14 protein-coding genes are annotated in these 18,689 nt (G+C 69.2%); 5 read left to right on the top strand and 9 right to left on the bottom strand.

The features are described 5' to 3' along the window. Window positions 1–35: 35 nt before the first annotated feature. Entirely contained in the window at window positions 36–611 is a 576-nt protein-coding gene (locus AC07PV_RS17435; RefSeq protein ID WP_494630898.1) for an IPTL-CTERM sorting domain-containing protein, read from the top strand. A gap of 182 nt (window positions 612–793) precedes the next feature. Here the strand turns inward: AC07PV_RS17435 and AC07PV_RS17430 are convergent, their stop codons facing one another. Together AC07PV_RS17430 and AC07PV_RS17425 are read right to left on the bottom strand one after the other, a co-directional pair. After that, entirely contained in the window at window positions 794–3,151 is a 2,358-nt protein-coding gene (locus AC07PV_RS17430; protein ID WP_494630897.1) for a glycosyl hydrolase family 18 protein, read from the bottom strand. A 57-nt stretch (window positions 3,152–3,208) separates the two neighbouring features. After that, window positions 3,209–6,094 (bottom strand): IPTL-CTERM sorting domain-containing protein, encoded by a 2,886-nt coding sequence (locus tag AC07PV_RS17425; protein ID WP_494630896.1) that lies wholly within the window; start codon window positions 6,092–6,094, stop codon window positions 3,209–3,211. A gap of 282 nt (window positions 6,095–6,376) precedes the next feature. Here AC07PV_RS17425 and AC07PV_RS17420 point away from each other — a divergent pair, with 282 nt between their 5' ends. After that, window positions 6,377–7,609: a helix-turn-helix transcriptional regulator gene (locus tag AC07PV_RS17420; RefSeq protein WP_494630894.1), complete on the top strand. Its 1,233-nt coding sequence runs from the start codon at window positions 6,377–6,379 to the stop codon at window positions 7,607–7,609. 40 nt (window positions 7,610–7,649) lie between these two features. Here AC07PV_RS17420 and AC07PV_RS17415 read toward each other — a convergent pair whose 3' ends face one another. After that, a complete protein-coding gene (locus tag AC07PV_RS17415) occupies window positions 7,650–8,723 on the bottom strand; it encodes a hypothetical protein (RefSeq protein ID WP_218339769.1) in 1,074 nt (357 codons plus the stop codon). Window positions 8,724–8,849: 126 nt separating this feature from the next. Between AC07PV_RS17415 and AC07PV_RS17410 the strand changes: the two genes are divergently transcribed. After that, window positions 8,850–9,221, top strand: a complete 372-nt coding sequence (locus AC07PV_RS17410) for a YciI family protein (protein WP_218296165.1) — start codon at window positions 8,850–8,852, stop codon at window positions 9,219–9,221. A 78-nt stretch (window positions 9,222–9,299) separates the two neighbouring features. Here AC07PV_RS17410 and AC07PV_RS17405 read toward each other — a convergent pair whose 3' ends face one another. The 4 genes from AC07PV_RS17405 to AC07PV_RS17390 all read right to left on the bottom strand — a co-directional run bounded on the left by AC07PV_RS17405 (window position 9,300) and on the right by AC07PV_RS17390 (window position 12,690). After that, window positions 9,300–9,977 (bottom strand): hypothetical protein, encoded by a 678-nt coding sequence (locus tag AC07PV_RS17405; RefSeq protein ID WP_494630892.1) that lies wholly within the window; start codon window positions 9,975–9,977, stop codon window positions 9,300–9,302. Window positions 9,978–10,092: 115 nt separating this feature from the next. Further along, complete coding sequence (locus AC07PV_RS17400; protein WP_494630891.1) at window positions 10,093–11,016, bottom strand: leucine-rich repeat domain-containing protein; 924 nt, start codon at window positions 11,014–11,016, stop codon at window positions 10,093–10,095. Between the two features lie 97 nt (window positions 11,017–11,113). Next, entirely contained in the window at window positions 11,114–12,085 is a 972-nt protein-coding gene (locus AC07PV_RS17395; protein ID WP_369643389.1) for an AraC family transcriptional regulator, read from the bottom strand. Window positions 12,086–12,396: 311 nt separating this feature from the next. After that, window positions 12,397–12,690 (bottom strand): DUF4148 domain-containing protein, encoded by a 294-nt coding sequence (locus tag AC07PV_RS17390; protein WP_369641186.1) that lies wholly within the window; start codon window positions 12,688–12,690, stop codon window positions 12,397–12,399. 253 nt (window positions 12,691–12,943) lie between these two features. Between AC07PV_RS17390 and AC07PV_RS17385 the strand changes: the two genes are divergently transcribed. Further along, entirely contained in the window at window positions 12,944–13,756 is an 813-nt protein-coding gene (locus tag AC07PV_RS17385) for an alpha/beta hydrolase (protein ID WP_218339765.1), read from the top strand. 276 nt (window positions 13,757–14,032) lie between these two features. Then, entirely contained in the window at window positions 14,033–16,150 is a 2,118-nt protein-coding gene (locus tag AC07PV_RS17380; protein ID WP_494630890.1) for a putative bifunctional diguanylate cyclase/phosphodiesterase, read from the top strand. A gap of 63 nt (window positions 16,151–16,213) precedes the next feature. Here AC07PV_RS17380 and AC07PV_RS17375 read toward each other — a convergent pair whose 3' ends face one another. Next, window positions 16,214–17,476, bottom strand: a complete 1,263-nt coding sequence (locus tag AC07PV_RS17375) for an MFS transporter (protein WP_494630889.1) — start codon at window positions 17,474–17,476, stop codon at window positions 16,214–16,216. Window positions 17,477–17,683: 207 nt separating this feature from the next. Continuing rightward, window positions 17,684–18,640 carry a universal stress protein gene (locus AC07PV_RS17370; RefSeq protein ID WP_494630887.1) on the bottom strand — a complete coding sequence of 319 codons (957 nt, stop codon included), beginning with the start codon at window positions 18,638–18,640 and terminating at the stop codon, window positions 17,684–17,686. Window positions 18,641–18,689 lie beyond the last annotated feature (49 nt).

The following is an 18,689-nucleotide window of genomic DNA, read 5'->3' as shown; positions in this document are numbered from 1 at the left end:
GTCAATAATCACCCACACAACCCAGAAAGAGTGCAATGAACCACCAGTCGCCGCGTCTTGCCGTCACGGCTTTGCTTTTCAGTGCGCTCTTTGCAGCAACCGCATCGGCGCAAGTCGCACCGGTCATCGCCAAGAGCTTCAACCCGTCAGTGGTCGCGCCCAACGGCAATTCCATCGCGACGATCACGGTGACGAATCCAAACGTTGCCGTGGCGCTCAACGACGTTCAATTCAGTGACACCATGCCGGCGGGGATCGATCTCATCACCCAAACGGGCGGCACATGCAGCACGCTCGCGACGGGGGGAGGCATGTTCTCCATCAACCCCGGCGCGGAGACCTTTTCCAGCAGATCGAACGTGCTTGCCGGAGGCCAGTCCTGCACGATTACCGTCAGTGTTCGGGGGACAGTCATCGGCGCGCACGTCAACACGACGTCGCCAGTCACGTCCAGCAATGCCCCGCCTGGCGCCGCCGCATCGGGAACGCTCACCGTGATGGCGGCCAGTGTTCCCGCCCCTGTGCCAACCTTGTCCGAATGGATGGTGATGTTCCTTGCTGCCGCACTGGCCATGGCGGGCGCCCTCAGGCTGCGGGCGTACGCAGCCTGAGTTTCGGAGGCTGGGCCGCAGCCCCGATCCCCATATCTTGCGTGCGGCGTGCGGCGTGCGGCGTGCGCCAGCGCACTTTCGCCGGCCAAGGCGGGGCTGGCTTCGTGGACGGCGAGCCCTGGCCCCTTGCGCCGCTCAGGCGCCCTTGCCCTCGCTGAGTGCGCCCGCTTCGCTGTCGGCCGTCAGGGGAGCTGCACCGTCACGGGTGCGGACAGTGGCCCCTCGTTGCCCGCGGCATCCAGCACGCTGACCTGGTAGTAGTGGCTGCCGAGCGGCGGCGCGACGTCGGTGTAGCCCGAGCCGGTCACCGTGGCAATCGCCACGCCGTCGCGGTAGACGCGGTAGCGCGTGGCGCTGTCCGCGATGAAGGCCTGCTTGACGGCCTGCATCTGCGGATTGCTGTTCGACTGCGGCAGGTAGCCATAGTTGATGGTCCACACCAGTGTTCCGCCCAGGCCCTGCTCGCGCACCCATTTGCCCTTCTCGGCGATGGAGCGCTCGTCTTCGAAGCTCAGGTAGGTGACCGGCGTGTTCGTGCCGCGGTTCCAGGGTGGCGAGTAGGTCATGTAGCCTTGCTTGGCCACGTCGTCCCAGTGGTACGTGGCGCCCGCGCGGTTGAAGGCGTTGTCGCTCACCAGGCGCTGGTAGTTGTTCTCCCAGTCGCCGTTGTTCATCCAGCCTTGCATGCCGTCCATGCTCTGGCGCGGACCGGTGACGGGATGGTTGTAGTACGCACCGTACAGGCCGATGCCGATGCCCAGCCTGGAGCGCGCGATGCCCATGTCCAGATAGGCCTGCACCGTCGATTCAATCGAGGTCGGGTACAGATCGCCCGCACCGGACAGCGGCGAGTGGTGCCACGACTGCCAGCCCCAGTCGCCGGCCATGCTGTAGGTCATCAGATTGAAACGATCGACTGCGGCGGCCACCTCCGCGTGCCAGGGCGTGATGTCGGGGTCGTTCTTGTTGACCCAGAAGCCGGGCCAGCTCAGCTCCAGCGGCGCGTTCGGCGCCTGGTAGCGGGCACGCAGCGCCGAGGCGGCGCGCAGCTCGCGCAGCAGCGCCAGGGCCTGGGCGCGGGTAGCCACCGTGTCGAGGTTCTCTTCCCAGTCGATGTCCACGCCGTCGTAGTTTTTCTGCACCGCCTTGTCGAGGATGTTCTTGATGAAGCGCGCGCGCACCGTGGCATTGGCGGTGGCGGCAACAAAACCGGGCCCGTCGCTGTCTCCGCCCACCATCATCACCGCCTTGGCGCCCGCGGCGTGGGCCTTGGCGATCAGCGCGTCCTCCACGTTGGCCAGGTGGCCCGAGCCGGCGCCCTCCAGCAGGTCGCCCGCCCGGCCGCCGGGCAGTGAACCGAGCGCGGGCGCATAGCGGCCGAAGACGAAGTGCGTCATGGTGCCCATGTCCACGGCTTCGGGCGGGTAGGTTTCCCAGAACCAGCCCGCGTAGTAGCCGTTGACCCATTTGCCGCTCTGGGCGGCGGGGTTCCATCCCACGTTCACCCCGCGGCTGGTCCTGGCGGCCGTCACGCCGCCCACGGGTGGCAGCGGATTGGTGGCCTCCACCGCCACCTGGGTGGTGGCGGCCACGCTTTGGCCCGCGGTGTTGGTGCAGGTCAGCGTGTACGCCGCGTTCGCTGCGGGGCGCACCAGTTCGTTGCCCTCGGCCGCGCGCGGCCCGCTCCAGCCGCCCGAAGCCGTGCAGGTGGTCGCGTTGTGGGCCTGCCAGGCCAGCTGGGTGCTCTGGCCCGCCATGATGCGTGCGGGCGTGGCACTGAAACTGCCGATGGTGGGGGGCTGCTGTGCCTTGCGCACGGTCACCGTGGCCGATGCGGCCGTGGTGGCGCCAGCCGCGTTGCGGCAGCTCAGTCCGTAGGTGGTGGTGACGGTGGGCCGCACGCTGGTGCCGCCGGTGCCTGCCTGTTCTCCGCTCCAGCCCCCCGTGGCGGTACAGGCCGTGGCGTTCTCCGTGCTCCACGAGAGGATGCTGCTGTTGCCCGCCTCGATCACGTCGGGCTGGGCCGTGAAAGCCTGGATGCGTGGAGGCTGGGGCGGTGGCGTGTTCGGCGCCGTGCCGTCGATGAAGAGCTGCGCGAGTCCTTCGCCGCCCGCCTCGAAGTACTCCATGCGCACGGTGTGGCGCCCCTCGGACAGGCGCACGGACGCCGTGTCCATCGTGATGCCGTGCACGGTCCAGTTGTTGATGATGCGCTTGCCATCCACGAACACGCGCACGCCGTCGTCGGTGTATGTCGTGAACCTGGCGGCGCCCGCGGCGAACGGCAGGCTTGCGGTCCAGCGCGCGGAGAAGCTGTCCACCGGCAGCCTGGGGGCCGGGCTGTCGGTCATCCAGTAGTAGTCGATGGGGCCGCTCTCGCAGCGCTCCAGCACGGCAGCGCCCGCCAGCTTGGTGTTGGGAAAGTACTCCGCCAGCCATTGGCCGGGAGCGCATTCCAGCGCGAAGGCCTGGGTGCCGGCCAGCAGCAGCGAGGCGGCCAGGGCGCGTGGGATCCAGGGGTGGAAGGTAAGGTTTTTCATGGTGTTCTTGGTCGCCAGCGCTTTTCTGTAAAGCGCTGGCAGCTCTCTTTTTGATAGTTAAACAACAACAAATCGGCGTGCGCGCAGGCCGGCCAGCAGCATCAGCGCGGCGAGCAGCAGCACGCCCCATTCGCTCAACGTGGGAATGGCCTGCGCGCCGCCCGGATCGACCACCGGCCCGGGCGCGGGCGCCACGCCGCCCGTGGGCGGGGCCGATGCGCTGCCGCCCGTGTTGTTGGCCGTGACGGTGAAGGTGTAGGTGACGCCGTTGGTGAGGCCCGTCACGGTGCAGGTGGTGGCGGGGTGCTGCACGGTGCAACTGGCGCCGCCGGGCTGGGCGGTGACGGTGTACGACGTGGGCGCGGTGCCGCCCACGGGCGCCTGCCAGCGCACGGTGACCTGCGCGTTGCCGGGCGTGGCGGTCACGTTGGTGGGCGCGTTGGGCGCGCCTGCCGGCATCACTTCGATGGGCACCGAATCGGACGCCAGACCGTTGACGAACACCGTGGCGCGGTACAGGCCGGGCGCCATGCTCGCTGGCAGAAGGCCGGTGACGACGACGGTTTCGCTGCCGCCATTGGGGCGGATGCGTGCGATGGGCAGCCACACCACGGCGCCGCCGTCTTCGCCTTGCAGGCGCACCAGCGGCACTTGCGTGGCCGATTGGCCGGTGCCGCCGCTGCTGGCTTCGACGGCGCCTACCATGCGCAGACCCGACAACTCTGGCGTGTCACTGCGGGACATCCGGCCCGGGTAGGACGTGATGCGGGGGCGACGGGCATCCGCCACGGCGCTGGGGTTGCCGTAAAGCAAGGTGGTGGCGATGGGGCCGCCGGCGTTGATGCCACCGGTGATGAGCACTTCGCCGTTGGCCAGCAAGGTGGCGGTGTGGTCGGTGCGCGCCTGCGGCATGGCGTCCACGGCCTGCCAAGTGCCGGTGGCAGGGTCGTACAGCTCGGCGCTGGCGACGGGGCCGAAGGGGGCCGTGGTGCTCGAGCCGCCGGTGACGAGCACGCGGCCATTGGGCAGTGCAGCGGCGCGGTGATAGACACGGCCCGTCAGCAGGTTGCCCGTGGCCTGCCAGGTTTTGGTGGCGGGATCGAAGATTTCAGCGCTGGTGCCCGAGGCCGCGGTACTGCCACTGCCGCCAGCCACCAGCACACGCCCATCCGGCAGCAGCGTGGCGGCGTGCCCGGCGCGCATGTGAGTCATTGCGGAGGCGGGCGCCCAGGTGCCGGTGGCGGGCGTGTACAACTCGGCGCTGCTATGGATGCTACCTGCGTTGCGCCCCCCGGTCACCAGGACGCGGCCATCAGGCAGCCGCGTAGCGGTGTGATGCCGGTCGCGGGGCTGGATCATGTCTCCCGTGGCCTGCCATTGGAGGGTGGCAGCGCGATAGACCTCTGCGCTGCTGGCGGCGCCGTAGCCCGTGCCGCCCGCGATGAGCACGTCGCCACTGGGTAGTACGGTGGCGGCGTGGGCGGCGCGGGGGCGCAGCAGGGGCGAGGTGCGCGTCCAGCTCGCCGTGTTCGCGTCGTAAATTTCGGCGCTGTCCAGGGCGACGGAGCCGTTGTAGCCGCCCGCCACGAGCACAAAGCGGTCGTTGGGCAGCAGGGTTTGCGTGTGTTCGACACGGGCATCGTGCATGGCCGTGGTACTGCTCCACTGCGCGGTGCTGGGGCTGTAGCGCAGCGCGGTATTGCTGACCGTGCTGCTGTTGCCCACGGTGCCGCCTGCGATCAGCACCTCGCCATTGCTCGACACCCGTGAGGCGGTGTGGAGCTGGCGCGCCGCGGCCAGGCTTGCGGTGTGGCGCGCGGCCAGGGTGTTGAGCTGCAATAGTTCGACGTTCGCCAACGCGCCGCCCCCCGCGCCCTCGCCGCCCGCCACCAGAACCTCGCCCGTGTGCAGCAGCAGCGCGCTGTGCTGGCCGCGTGCCTGCGCCATGGGGGCATAGACGCTGCCCAGGCCCGCAGCGGGGCTGAAGATTTCCACCGCCGCCATGGGCGTGCCACCGGCGTCGTCCGCGCCGCCCGCCAGCAGCACGCGCCCGTCGGGCAGCAGCGCGGCGCTGTGCTGGGTGCGCGCAACCTGCAGGGCGCCGCTGGCCGTCCAGGTGTTGGCGGAGGGGTCGTACAGCAGGGTGTCGCCCAGCGCGCCGCCGCCGTCGTTGCCGCCGGCCACGAACACGCGGCCATCGGGCAGCAGGGTGGCCGTGTGGTTCACGCGGCGCGCCGGCAGCGGCGCGGCGGCGGTCCAGGTGCCGGTGGCGGGGCTCCAGAGTGCGGCGGTGTTGGTGACGCTGTCGCCGTTGTCGATGCCGCCCGCCACGAGCACGCGGCCGTCGGCGAGCAGCGTGGCCGTGTGCTGGCGCGCGCCCATGCCGGGCATGGAGCCGGTGCTGTCCCAGGTGCGGGTGGCGGGGTCGTAGATTTCGGCGGACTGCAGGCCGTCTTGCCCGGCGGTGCCCCGGCCACCGGCCACGAGCACGCGGCCGTCGGGCAGCAGCGTGGCGGTGTGCTGGCGACGGCGCAGCGCCATGGTGCCGGCGGTGGCGCTGACGGCGCCGGCCTGCGGGTCGAAGGTGGCGGCCTCGCGCACCGATGCGCCGGTGCCGCCCTCTCCGCCCGCGATCAGCACCGTGCCGTCCAGGAGCGGCGTGGCCGTGTGGCCCGCGCGCGGGCCGGGCAGGGCGGGGCCGCTGGTCCAGCGGCCCGTGGCGGTGTCGTAAAGCTGCGTGCTGGCCAGCACGCCGCCGCCGCGCCCCCCGGCGAGGAGCACGCGGCCATCGGCCAATTGTGTGGCGGTGTGCTGGTAGCGCGCGCCGGTGAAGCTGCCGGCAGCCTGCCAGCCCGCGGCATGCGCGGTGCTGGCAACGCCCAGGCACAGCGCGGCGGCGTGCAGAACGCGACGGGCCGTGTCGGCCCATGCGGGGGTGGTCATTGGGGGGTCTCCTGAGAGCAAGCAGAAGCCCGCGATTCTTGGAACGCCCGTGCTTTCTGCCTATCGGTCACCTGACCGATGCGCGTGCATTTGTTGGCAAATCGTCGCGCAAGTGGCGTGGGGTATCCCGAGGGGGAATGGCGCGCGCCGCGGCGGCCCCGCACAATCGGCGCCGCCGGGATAGGCGTGGCCCCACGCTTTCCCGCCGCGCGTGGGGCGCAGCCCCCAGTGAGCGGCTTTTGAGCCTGGGGCGGCCCGGCGATGAGAAAAAAGGAAACACGCTTGCATCACGCATTGACCGAACTGCTGGGCACCGTGGCCGACGGGGCGCGCTGGGGCGAGGCGCTGCACGGCTATGCCACCAGCCTGGGCGCGGACCAGATAGGCTGGTTCGTGCTGGCCAGCGGGCCGGAGCAACTGGCGCAATGGGGTCCGCGCTTTGCTGAACACCCGGACCCGGGCTACTGGCTGCACACCCCCTCGGCCGAGGGCGCGCCCGCGCTGGTGGGCCGGGGCGTGACGGCCGAGGCCACGCTGCGCTACGCCGCGCTGTACCGCGAGCAGGACCCGCTGTGGGATGCCGCCATGGCGGGCTACGCCCAGGCCGGTCCGGGCGGCATCTCGGTGGTGACGGATGCGCCCGCCCCTGCGGCACGGCGCTTTCGGCAGACGGCGTTCTACAACGACTTCCTGCGCCCGCACGACATCGGCACGCGCATGTTCGGCGGCGGGTGGAATGCGCGGCACCCGGGGGGCCACCTGTTCGCGTCGGTCTATCGCCTGCGCGACGACGAGGGCTTCACGGCAGAGCAGGCGCGGCGCTTCCATGCGGAGTTCGGCGCCTTGCAGCACGCCGCCTTCCTGCACCGCGAGATGTTGTCCCTGCGCACGCGCACGCAGGGGCTGGAGGCACTGATGGAGCGCCTGCCCATGGGCATGCTGTTCTTCGGCACGGGCGGGCGCCTGCTGCACGCCAACGCCCGCGCGCGGCACCTTGCCGCGAGCCCCGGGCACGGCAGCCTGCGCAAGCTGCTCACGGGCATTGCCAATGTGCGGCAGGCGGACGCTGCGCTGGGCGCGCTGTTCACGCAGTCACTGCATGGTGAGAGCGGCTGCGCCGAGTTGCCGGGCGGGCTGCTGCTGGTCTCGCTGGCCGTGGGCGATCTGGCGGCGCTGGGCCTGAACCACGCGGCCCCCGGCGTGGCCTGGGTGCTGATGGAGCGCACGCTGGACGCGGCGGCCGCCGCTGCCCTGGTGTGCCAGGCCTACCGGCTGAGCCCGGCCGAGGGCGCCCTGCTGCTGGCGCTGATGCGCGGCCAGACCCCGCAAGACTTTGCCGACGCGCGCGGCGTGCGCATCCGCACCGTGCGCACGCAGATGAGCACCCTTCTGCTCAAGACCCGCACCCAGCGCCAGCAGGACCTGGTGGCGCTGGGGGCGCGGCTCATGCTGCTGGCGCCGGGGCAGGCCGCCGATGGGGCGGTGGCAGCGGGGGCGCGGACCACAGCGCCCTGAACGGCGAAGCGGGACATGTGCCGCCCCGGGGGGCGTGGAGTCAGGTGCGCAGGGTGTGGCCCAGGTCGTCCCAGCCGCTGGTGCCGGTGGCTGCAAAAATGGTGCGCAAGTGCTTCTTCAGCGCGGCGCTGCCCACGCCCGTGCGCTCGGTGCAGTCCGTGCGTGCATGGCCCAGGCCGGCCAGCAGGGCAATTTCGCGCTGCAGCGGGCTCAGCGGCAGTTCGAACACGCGGCGCACCACGCCGATGCCGCGCGGGCGCAGCAGCTGCAGGGTGACCAAGAGTTGTTGTGCCCCGCCCGCCACGGGGTGCAGGGTATGGGCGTCGGCCGCCAGCCAGCCACCCGGCATGGGAATGCGCTCGGCGCCCTGCGGGGGCTTGCCCAGGCGCCGGGGGAGATCGTGCAGTACCGCCGTTGCCGCCGTGCCGTGCACGCCCAGCCCGAGAAGATTGGCTTGCCGCAGCAACTGGATGGCGGTGGTGTCGGCGAGCTGCGGCTGCTGGTTGGCCGCGTCGAACAGCACATGGCCCACCGGGCTGTTCAGGCCGGTGTCCCAGGGGCGGGCAGGGGGCGTGTGCGGGAAGGCCCGCGCGAGGCTGGCCGATGCGCGCTCCAGCAGCGCGGCCTCTGCGTCGCCGAAGCCCTTGCCTGGGGCGCGGAACAGCGCGGCAATGGCACGGGTGCGGCCTTGCGCTTCCACCCGCAGGTCCAGCGTGTGGTGGTGGCCGCTGGCGCGCACGAGGAGGTTGTAGGAGTTGGAGCGGAAATAGCGGGCATCCGGCGCCATCAGCCTGCCGACGCGCGGACCATCGGGCCGGGCGAGGGCGAGCACATTGGTTTCGTGGGGGCCCACGAACAGTTGCTGGAACTCGTTGAGGAACAGGTCTTGCGCCGATGCAGGGGAATCCTCGTGGTGGAAGCCTTCCGGCAGGCCCTGCCCGTCCATCCAGAACAGGGCCGCCGCATCGGCACCCACCAGCATGCGCAGCACGGCGCACACCTCGGGGGCCACGGGCGCGAGGCCGAGGCCCAGGCCGCAGAGCATGTCCAGCTCCTGCCACAACCGCTGCCGGGATGCGGCCGTGAGGGCTGGGGAGGATGGCCGCGAATTCATGGGGTGAGGGGGAATGCAAGTCGGGAAGGGGGCATTATGGGATCCCGCACATTTTTTTCAGCACATGGTCGATTTGCGACCGTCAGCTTCGTCGTCAGTGCATCACCACCCTCAAAGCACCTCCGTATGAAATACCTCGGCCTCGCCTACTTCACCCCCGAAAAATTCGCCGCGATGGCGCCGGACGACGTCCAGGCGCTGGTGCGCCAGTGCCCCCCGCTGGACGAGAAGATGCGCGCTACCGGCAAGGTCCTGGTGTCCGCGTCGCTTGGCGACCTGGACAACTGGGCAACGCTTCGCCCGCTCGGCGGCAAGACGCACGTCAGTGACGGGCCGTACACGGAGTCGAAGGAAGTGGTCGGCGGCCTCTTCATCATCGAGGCGGACAGCCGTGAGGAGGCGCTGCGCATCGCCTCCATGCACCCGGCGGCCACGCTGGGCGAAGAGGGCGGATGGGCCATCGAGCTCATCCCCATGGATTTCTACCTGGCCCGGTGAGGGCCAGGGCGCCTGTCGCCAGGATGCTTCGGGGGCTCTCCCCACTAAGACCCGGCATGCGGGGCCTTCTGCCGCGCCTCATGCCCTGCGGCGGCGCACCACTCCCAGGCCCGCCAGCAACGCGGACAGCAGCACCCACCCCGTGCTGCCCAGCGCGGGCACCGGCGTGGCGCTGGGCGCCAGAAGGGCCGGCGTGCAGGGGCTGCTGAAGGGCTGTGGCGGGCTCCAGCGTGAAAGCTGCTGCGTCTGCACGCCCCCCGAAGCGTCGTGCACGCTGCGGTTCTGGGCGGCATCGGAGAACACGTTGTTGATGCCGTTGGCGAACCAGTGCGCCGGCACGGTGTGCGTGATGCCCGTGCTGCTGAACGATGCGCCCGCCGGGTCGCCATTGATCTCGGTGAACATGCCGGTCAGCACGCCGGCGCCATCGGTAGTGGCGCTGCCCAAGGCCAGCGTGGGCGCGGAGATGGCAAGGTCCTGCACGAAGCCCACGTTGCGCGCGTCGTTCATGCGCCAGAAGGTGCACCTCAGGTGCGCCCCGGTCCATGCCTGGTTGGAGGCGGAGTTGCCGCCGTTGTCGAACACGAAGGTGACGCTGTAGCTCTGGCCGCTGATGATCTCGGGGAAGTCGGTGATCGAGATGGTCCCGGTGTAGGTCGTGGCGAAGGGCGCGGCCTGGGCGGCGCCCGGGAGGCCGATGGCGCAGGCCAGGAAGGCGGTGGCGAGCCTGCTGCGGTGGTTGCGGAGATGGCGCATGGAGGTTCCTCGGGCTGGATGGCGGGCGGGTGTGATGGCCCGCGGCGCCAGCGGTGGTGCTTCAATTTTTATAGCTGCTTGCGCTTGTGTGGAAAGCGCTGGAGGCCAAAAAGCCTCAAACCTGCCTGCGCCGCAATGCCCGCAGGCCCAGCGTGGCGGCGGCCAGCGACAGCAGCGCCAGCGCCCATTGGCCCAGCGTGGGCACGGGGGTGGCCGGCCCCGGGGGCGCGCCGTTGCACTGCGCGTGCCAGGGTGTCTCTCCGGTGGCGGCGTCCCAGTCGGTGCTGGCCGACGGGGGGAGTGGATTGGGGCACAGGATGGACTGGCCCGTGAGCAGCGAGTTGGGCGCCGTGGGCAGGGGGCCGGTGAGCAGGTTCTGGTCCACCACCAGGACCTGCAGGCCGGGAGGCAGTGCGGGGATGGGCCCGGTGAGCTGGTTCTTCTGCACGGACAGGATTTGCAGCGCAGGCATGCCGGCGAGCGGCGGGATGGCGCCGGTGAGCTGGTTGTCGCGCACGAGGAACCATTCCAGGGCGGGCAGGCCGGTGAGCGGTGGCAGCGGGCCGGTGAAGGCATTCATCGCGGTGATGTAGCGCGTGAGGTGCTGCAGGCCCGAGGGGTCGGGCAGCGGGCCCGTGAACTGGTTGTTTCCCACGTTGAAGAACGCCAGCTGGGTCAGCCCCGCGATGGGCGGCACGGGGCCGGTCAGGCCGCCGCCGGTGAGGCTGATGGACGTGAGGTCCGGCAGCGCCGCCCAGTCAGGCAGCGGCGTGCCGGGTGGGGTGCTGGACATGGCGTTGGAGACGAATGTCATGCCCGTGACCGTGGTCTCGCCCGCGTCGCAGGCGATGCCCGCCCAGTTGCACTCGGTGCCCGGCACACCGCCCCAGCCACTGTTGTTGAGCCAATTGGGGCCATTGGTGGCGAAGTAGAAGTCCATCAGGTACTGGCGCTGCGATGGAGGAATGGCGGCCTGCGCGCTGGTGGCGGCGAGCAGGGCGAGGGTGGCGAGGAGCCGGGCAGGTATGAAAGCGGTCATGCCGGCGATTCTTGGGAATGCGCCGCGCCGCGTCGTTGCCGGCAACGACAATCGCCTTGTTCAAAACGACATGTGCGCGCCCGTGGCGCACGCCGTGTCAGGCCGTTGCGCGCACGTCGGTGGGCGTCATGCCGAAGCGCCGCCGGAAGGCCCGGCTGAAGGCGGAGAAGTCGTCGAAGCCGTTGTCCAGCACGATCTGCAGCACGCGGCGGTGGCGCTGGCCGGGGTCGGCCAGCGCGGCGCGCACGCGCTCCAGCCGGGCGCCGCGCACGAAGTCCGAAAAGCAGGTGCCCTCGCGCGCGAACAGGCGCTGCACCTGGCGTGGCGTGAGGTGGTGCAGGCGGGCGATCTGCGCCAGGCTCAGTTCGGGCTGGGCGATGCGCGCCAGGATGTCGCGCTGGATGAGCGCCAGGCGCGGCACGTCCACCGCGTCGCTCCCGGGAGGCTGCGTGCCTTGCCCTGCAGGCGTGAGCATGCTGGCCATCAGCTCCTGCAAGTGCGAGCGGGCCGATTGCAGCAGCGGTTCGGAGAGCGCGGGGCTGCCGGCCAGCAGTTGCGCATAACCCATGGCCAGGGCGGGCTCGGGCATGTCGGAACGCAGCAGCCGCAGCGGTGCTTCTTCGAGCCGCGCCACCTGCTGCGCCAGGGCGGCCCGGGGCAGCTGGAGGCTGGAGGTCTGCCCGCCCCAGAGATGGATGAACTCGTGCGCGCGGGCCTTCGAGTGCAGGACGAAGCCACCCGCCGGTATCTCCAGGTCGCCGCCTGTGGTGCGGATGGCGCAGCCGTCCTGGGTGGTGGTGAGCAAGAGGTCGTCCGCCCCGGCCCCCAGGTGCGCGGGCTTGTGTTCGAAATGCGCAGGCGTGTGCGCGCTGTGCGCATAGGCGGCCCCTGCCCCGAGGGGCATCAGGGTGACGGTGAAGTCCAGCGGGGCGGCACCTTCGCAGGGCCACAGGTCCACGCGCATCAGCGCGCGGCCAAACAGCTCGCGCAGCGCCTCGGCCTTGTCGCGCCCCGTGTAGTCGCGAGAGGAAATTCGCAGGCGCTGGGGAAGGTCGGGCGTTTGCTGCATGGGATTGACGGCAACGGATGGCGGCTGTGCGAGGCAGGCAGTTTAAGCCGGCGGTGGTGGCTTGCAAGGCCGCCGCCCCAGCGCTGGATCTCCAGGGTCTCCCCCATGCCGGGAAAAACGCGTGGCCTTCGTCATCTCGCGCTTTCTCCTGGTGCCAACAAAAAGGGCTCCCAAAGGGAGCCCGATCTGCCTGCCCGCCCCTGCGGTTCAGTTAACACTCCCCATGGCAGCAGCACCCGCAAATGCAAAGTGCCGCCACCATGGGAAGTCCCGCAACTGCTTCAATCCAACTCAAGCAGTTGGTCTGCCCATTACATGGCGCTGAATTCGCCCGAAGGGATCTGGCCGGTGCGCACGGCTTCGGCAGCCTGGGCACGCACTGCGGCGCGGTCGGCGGTGGACTTGTAGGTCACCACACGCGAACCAGCGGGTTCGATGGAGCGGGTCTGTGCCACGGTGGCGGCTTCGGCTTGCACTTCGGCGCGGGTGCGGTTGGTCTCGAACTTGGTGGCGAACTGCGAAGCATCGGCTTCATCGGCCTGGGCACCGAAAGAAGCGAAAGCAGCCACAGCGGCGATGGAGAGGAAACGTGCGGTCGTGTTCATGATGAAAATCCTTGAAGTTAAAAAAGCGTCTCAAAAAAGCCGGGACAAAAACCATTTCTGAACCGGGTTCGGTGAGTCGCCTTGCGGGTTCGGCTCATCGATGGGTTGAACTGTACGCCTGGGGTATCCAAAGAAAAACCACTTGGTCGCGAACTAACTGTTCCAGTATTGAGAACAATCATTCCGCCTCCGGTAGAGCCCCTGCGCGCCGCGAACCCGGATGTCACAATGCCCCGACAGGAGGAGACAGAACGTGCACACAGAATTCCAGCAGACGCGCCGCGCGGCGCTCATTGCGGTCGCGGCCACGTTGGCGGCATGCGGTGGAGGCTCGGGCGACGGCGAGGCGCCGCCAGAGGTGGGACAGGTGATCAACTCGACCATGAAGTCGGCCTTCAATGGCAGCACGTACCCCATCCAGGTCTTTTTGCCGCAGGCCTATGCCACGGGCACAACCACGCTGCCCGTCATCTATGCGACCGAGGGCGATGCGCAGTACGGAGGGCCCAATATCTCGCGCTTTGACACGTTCAAGGCGGTGATGCAGCGGCTGGGTACGCAGGCCATCCTGGTGGGCATTGGGGGCACTGCATGGCGGGGCATCGACTTCCTCATGCCCGGTGCGGCCAGGTACCTCGACTTCATCGTGAAGGAACTGGTGCCCGCCGTGGAGCGCCAGTACCGCGCCGACCCCAGGCGCAGGGCCCTCTCAGGCTTGTCCCATGGGGGCTACTTTGTGGTGGCGGCACTCATACTGGAGGCCCGCGCAGGCGTGGCGCCCAGCTTTTCACACTACCTTTCGACCGAATGCAGCGTGGGCGAGCACACCAGCCCCGCCGGCGTGCTGGCGTTTGAAAAGCAGATCGACGGCAAACCCCTGCCCACAACGCTGTTCCTGGCGGGTGCGAGCGGCGGCAATCACCCGCTGGTCAGCATCCCCCTCTTCAATCAGATGGCCTCGCAGAGCCTGCCGGGCCTGGTGATGCACAAGGCCGAGTACAACACCACGCATGTGGGGGCGGACGTGCCCGCGTTTGAAGAGGCGCTCAAGCGGTTCGTGTCCTAGGCCCGCCCGCAGGCCGCGGCGAAAGCCCCATCCCTGCGCGGTGCTCGCAACCCTTGGCCCGCAGGACCCGGGGTGCCAAAAAAACTTGCGGCCAGGTGGAGATTTGACGATATTGAGGTGCCGTTCCCGCCGGCAAGCCACTGGCAAGCACCGTTGCGCGTAGCGGCGGGCGGCGTCTTTTTGGAGGATGTTGCATTGAAGTGTCCCCCCATTCTCGAGTCGGAAGCAGCCCGCCTTCAGGCGCTTTCCGACTACGGACTTGATGGTGATCGCCCTTTGCCAAGCCTTGACTCGGTCGTCCAGATCGCGGCCAGGATCTTCGGCATGCCCGTTGCGGCCGTGAACCTCATTGGCGACGACCATGTGTTCTTCGCGGCCAGCACAGGGTTCGAAGGCCAGCGCGTGGACATGCGGCGGGACGTATCGTTCTGTGCGCACGCCATCGCCAGGAATGAGGTCATGGTGGTGCCGGACGCGAGCCGGGATGCGCGTTTCTATGACAACCCGCTGGTCACCGGATTCGCCGGCGTGCGGTTCTATGCGGGAGTGCCGCTGTACTCCCCTGGCGGGCTGGCGCTGGGCGCGCTGTGCGTGATCGACAGTGTTCCCCATTTCGACTTCTCGGACGACGACCGTGCGCGGCTCGCGGATCTCGCGCAGATGGCCTGCGACCGTCTGGAATTGCGCAGGCTGGAACACTCCACCGAACGCGCCCGGCGGCCCTTCGAGGACGATGCGCGAACCTCGCCCACGGCGGTGGTCTGGTTCGATGAGAGCTTGCGTGTCATGGCATGGAACAAGGCCGCCGCGTCCATCTTCGGCCATGTTCCGGCGGACGGTCCGGGCCGCCTGGTCGTGGATTTCCTGGCGGAGCGCCACCGCGCCGCGGTGGGAAGCCTCATTGCGCAGGCCGCCGCCGCCGGCACGGCGGACGGGCTGGTGGTTCCCGACGGCCTGGCCGGGGTGCGCAAGGACGGCTCGGAATTCCCGCTGGGCGTGGCGCTTTTTTGCTGGCGCGACAAAGGCAAGCTGACCTTCCACGCCCATCTGCAGGACCTGTCGAGCCACCCAGGGCAGTCCGCGGAGCTCCGGCGGCTGTCCACGACCGACCTCCTCACGGGATTGGCCAACCGCGCGAGCTTGTACCGGCGCATGGAAGAAGCACTGGCGGGATCCGCCGGGGCATGCCTGCTGCTTGTCGACATCGACGGCTTCAAGGACGTGAACGACACCCTGGGACATGGCGTGGGCGACGGTGTCTTGCGCGAAGCGGCCCAGCGCCTGGTCGAGTGCGTGCCTTCGCTGGCCACCGTGGCGCGCACCGGCGGCGATGAATTCGCGGTTCTCATCCCCGGCTGCACCAGCCATCGGGAATCGATGGCGGCGGCCCGGAGCATCGTCGACAGCCTTGCCGAGCCCATCAGCGTGAACGTGCACGAAATCCGCATCACCGCGAGCTGCGGACTGGCCGCGGCGCCGGGCGATGCGCAGGAAGCACTGGAGCTTTTCAGCAACGCGGACCTCGCCCTGTTCAAGGCCAAGAGCTATGGGCGAGGGCAGGTCTTCGCGTATGCCGCGACTCTGCGCATGGAGGCGACGGCCCGGAGGCTGTACAGCATCGAGCTGCACCGCGCCGTCAGCGAGGGCGAGTTCGTGCTGTTCTATCAGCCCCAGATCAGGCTCAGCGATGGCTCCCTGCGCGGTGCGGAGGCCCTGATTCGCTGGCAGCACCCACAACGCGGGTTGCTCTCGCCCGCTGCATTCCTGCCCGCGCTGGAAAACGGGCCCCTGGCATCGGTGGTGGGCTTCTGGGTGCTCGACGAAGCCTGTGCGCAGGCAGCGCATTGGCGCCGCTGCGGCGCCATCGATTTCCGCATCGGCGTGAACCTGTTTGGCGCCCAGTTCCGGGTGAACGACATGGCGGCGGAGGTGGCTGCCACCTTGCAGAGGCATGGCTTGCCCCCGCATGCCCTGGAGCTGGAAGTGACCGAGAACATCGTTCTCGATGACGATGATCTGGTGCTGGGCGTGCTGGAGAAAATCAAGGGCATGGGCGTCGGCATCGCCTTTGACGACTTTGGCACCGGTTATGCGTCGCTCAGCCTCCTCAAGAAGTACCCGGTGACGCGTTTGAAAATCGACCGTTCCTTCGTCCAGAGCACGCCCGAGTCTGAGCGGGATACGGCGGTGGTCCGCGCCATTCTGGACATGGCCCGGAGCTTCGATCTTGAAACCGTGGCGGAAGGCGTGGAGACCGAAATGCAGCGCGATTACCTGAAGGATTGCGGCTGCCAGGAAGGGCAGGGCTACCTGTTCAGCCGCCCTGTGTCCTCCTACGAGTTTTCCGAGTCCTTCCGCCTGCGCACGGAACGCCGGATGGGCAAGCTTGCATGATGGCCGCCGCGCCAGGGCCGGTATGCCGCAAGCCGGAATGAACCGGAGTCCGACGCCACGCTTTCACCTGCGGCGCGCCGCGGCCGTCCCACCCGCCAGGACACAGGCGGCGGCAAGAACCTGGAGCAAGAGCACCATGGCAAAAAAAGGCCCGGTGTTGGTGCCCAGCAGCGGGGCACCCGCTGCCCCGTGGCTGAGCACCGCCGCAAAAACCATGGGGGCGAACGCGTAGAGGGCCTGGGCCACCGCCACGCAGCGCGCAACGACCCGTGGTACCTCCGGGGGGGCGAATTCTGATTGCGCGATGAGCGGTGGCATCGAGGTCGCATTCCCGATGCCCAGGCCGAACAGAATGATGCCCAGAACCAGGATGCCTGCATGGTGCGCGCCCGCAAGCAGCATCAGCGCAGTCCCCACGGCCTGCACGCCGTAGCTGCATGCCGCGGCAAGCCTGCGGTTGGCCCGTGGCCCCACCACGCGGGCCATCACCAGGCGCCCGCCCATTCCGCACCCCGTGGCCAACGCCATGATGGCGCCGGCCTGCTGCCTTCCCAACCCCGGCACCATGAGCGAGAAGAGCTGGGCAATCAGTCCGATCTGGGCAAACAATCCCAGCGACATGGCCGCCGCCAAGGTCAGGAAGCCCCGGTCCGACCATCGAAGAGTGCCGTCCCGTGCTGGAGGGGGCGCGCCTGCTTCCGTATCGCTGCCGTCGGCTCCATCCGCCACCTGCGATTGTGTGGAGGGTGACTTCGGCAGCACCGTGTGCGCGATGAGCGCGACCATCCCCACCAGCACGGTGCCCACGCAAAGCGCTGCCACGGGGAATCCGTAGCGTTCGATCATGGCCGCCCACAGGGGGGAGAACACCATGCCCCCCACGCTCGCGCCGTTGTATGCCCTGCCCAGCGCGAGAGGCCGCCGCGCCACGAACCAGGGCGAGATGATCGCGTTGATGCCTGCTGCCCCCAGGGGAACCCAGCCACCGCCGGTCAATGCCGCCGCGACAAAAAGCTGCCAGGGCTGTGCCGCGGCGGCCCATCCAGCGACTCCGAGCGCGAGCACGACGGCGCCTCCCTGTGTCGCCGCGGGAATGCCGAAACGGCGATGCCATCCTGGCAGGCAGATCACGACCCCTGCACCCACCAGGAAGTGAAAGGTGACCGCAGCAGACACCAGGGACAGGGACCAGCCGGTGCGCGCCATGACCGCGTGCAGGAAGACTGGCGGGCCATAGAAGCCTGCGCCCCATCCCAGCAGTGCAATGACGAAGGCTGCGCGGACTACGGTGTCGCCATAGAAGACGGGGCGGCGGGTGGAAGGCATGCGGACAAGAGTGGTGGGCGCGGTGAAGACCGCAGGACCACCGATGCTGCCCGCTGGCGCGAGAGCACGGTTCGCCCTGGAGCGAACTGTGGGTGTTCATCCACCGTGCATCGTCCGGGGCGGGGGGCGCCCCTTGCGTCCCCGCCGTCTCAGGTGACCGGCCACAGCATTCCTTGCCTGGTGGAGACCCGCCTCTGGGCGGGCGTGTCAGGGGCTCTGGCGTCGAGGCGACGCGCCGGGTGCGTGCGGCCGCAGTGGGGCGCCCGCCCTGACGCGGCGCACGGGAAGGTCGGGCGCGAGCCGCTCCACGGCAGAGGTGCGGGACGCGGGTCGAAAGCCGTGTGGCACCACCAGCACGTCCACGCGTGCCTCCCGGAGCAGGCGTTGTGCAACGCTCTCGAACAGGAGGTCGGACACCATCGACGCCGGGTGTTTGCCGACGACGACAAGGTCCGCCGCGCTGTGTTGCTGCAGCACCAGAATCTGGCGAACGGGGTCTCCCCGCCCGATGGAGGACGACAGCCGATTGCGCCGTGCATCATGCGAATCCGTCAATGTGACCATCCTGTCCTGCGCGGAGCGCCGGCACTGTTCGCGGTAGAGCTGGATGGCGCGCTCCGACACTTCGGCATACCGCAGCTTTCCTTCGTCGGCGGTGCTGATGGCGTGAAAGAGCTCGACCCGTGCCGAGGGATGGAGCGCAAGGCCCAGGTCGACCAGGCCGTGAGACATCCGCGAGAAGTCCACGGCCACCATCAGACCCTGGTACGGCTGGTGGGCCGGATTGCGCACGACGATGACGGGGCGTGGGCAAGCGCGCAGCATCCTGAGGGCCGGATGGGTGGTGAACCAGGCGCGCAGGCCTCGCACGGGTGCCGTGCCCCACACGACCAGATCGGCGCCAGCCGCCCAGCGTGCGACCTGTTCGGCATCGCCTGCGGCCTGTGTTGCCGCCTGCACCGCGATGTCGTGGCGCTGCCCCAGCTGCACGGCGTGATGTGCCAGCCGCACGTCCGTGTCCGAAGGCGGCTCCTCGCCGGGGTCGGCAAGGTAGGAGATTTTCAGCGTCGCACCGTGCTCGGCGCAGCACAGCGCAGCCCGGGCCAGTGCGTGGCCTCCCTGCTGGGAGAAATCGGTGACGGCAAGGATGGAGCGAGGGATCATGGGGAAAACTGCTTTCTGAAAGAGCGGCGCCGGCCGGCGGCGCCAATGC

This window comes from Acidovorax sp. GW821-FHT09A11, from assembly GCF_059418365.1.
The sequence above is the reverse complement of the archived record's forward strand: the minus strand, read 5'-3'. Positions and strand labels throughout refer to the sequence as shown.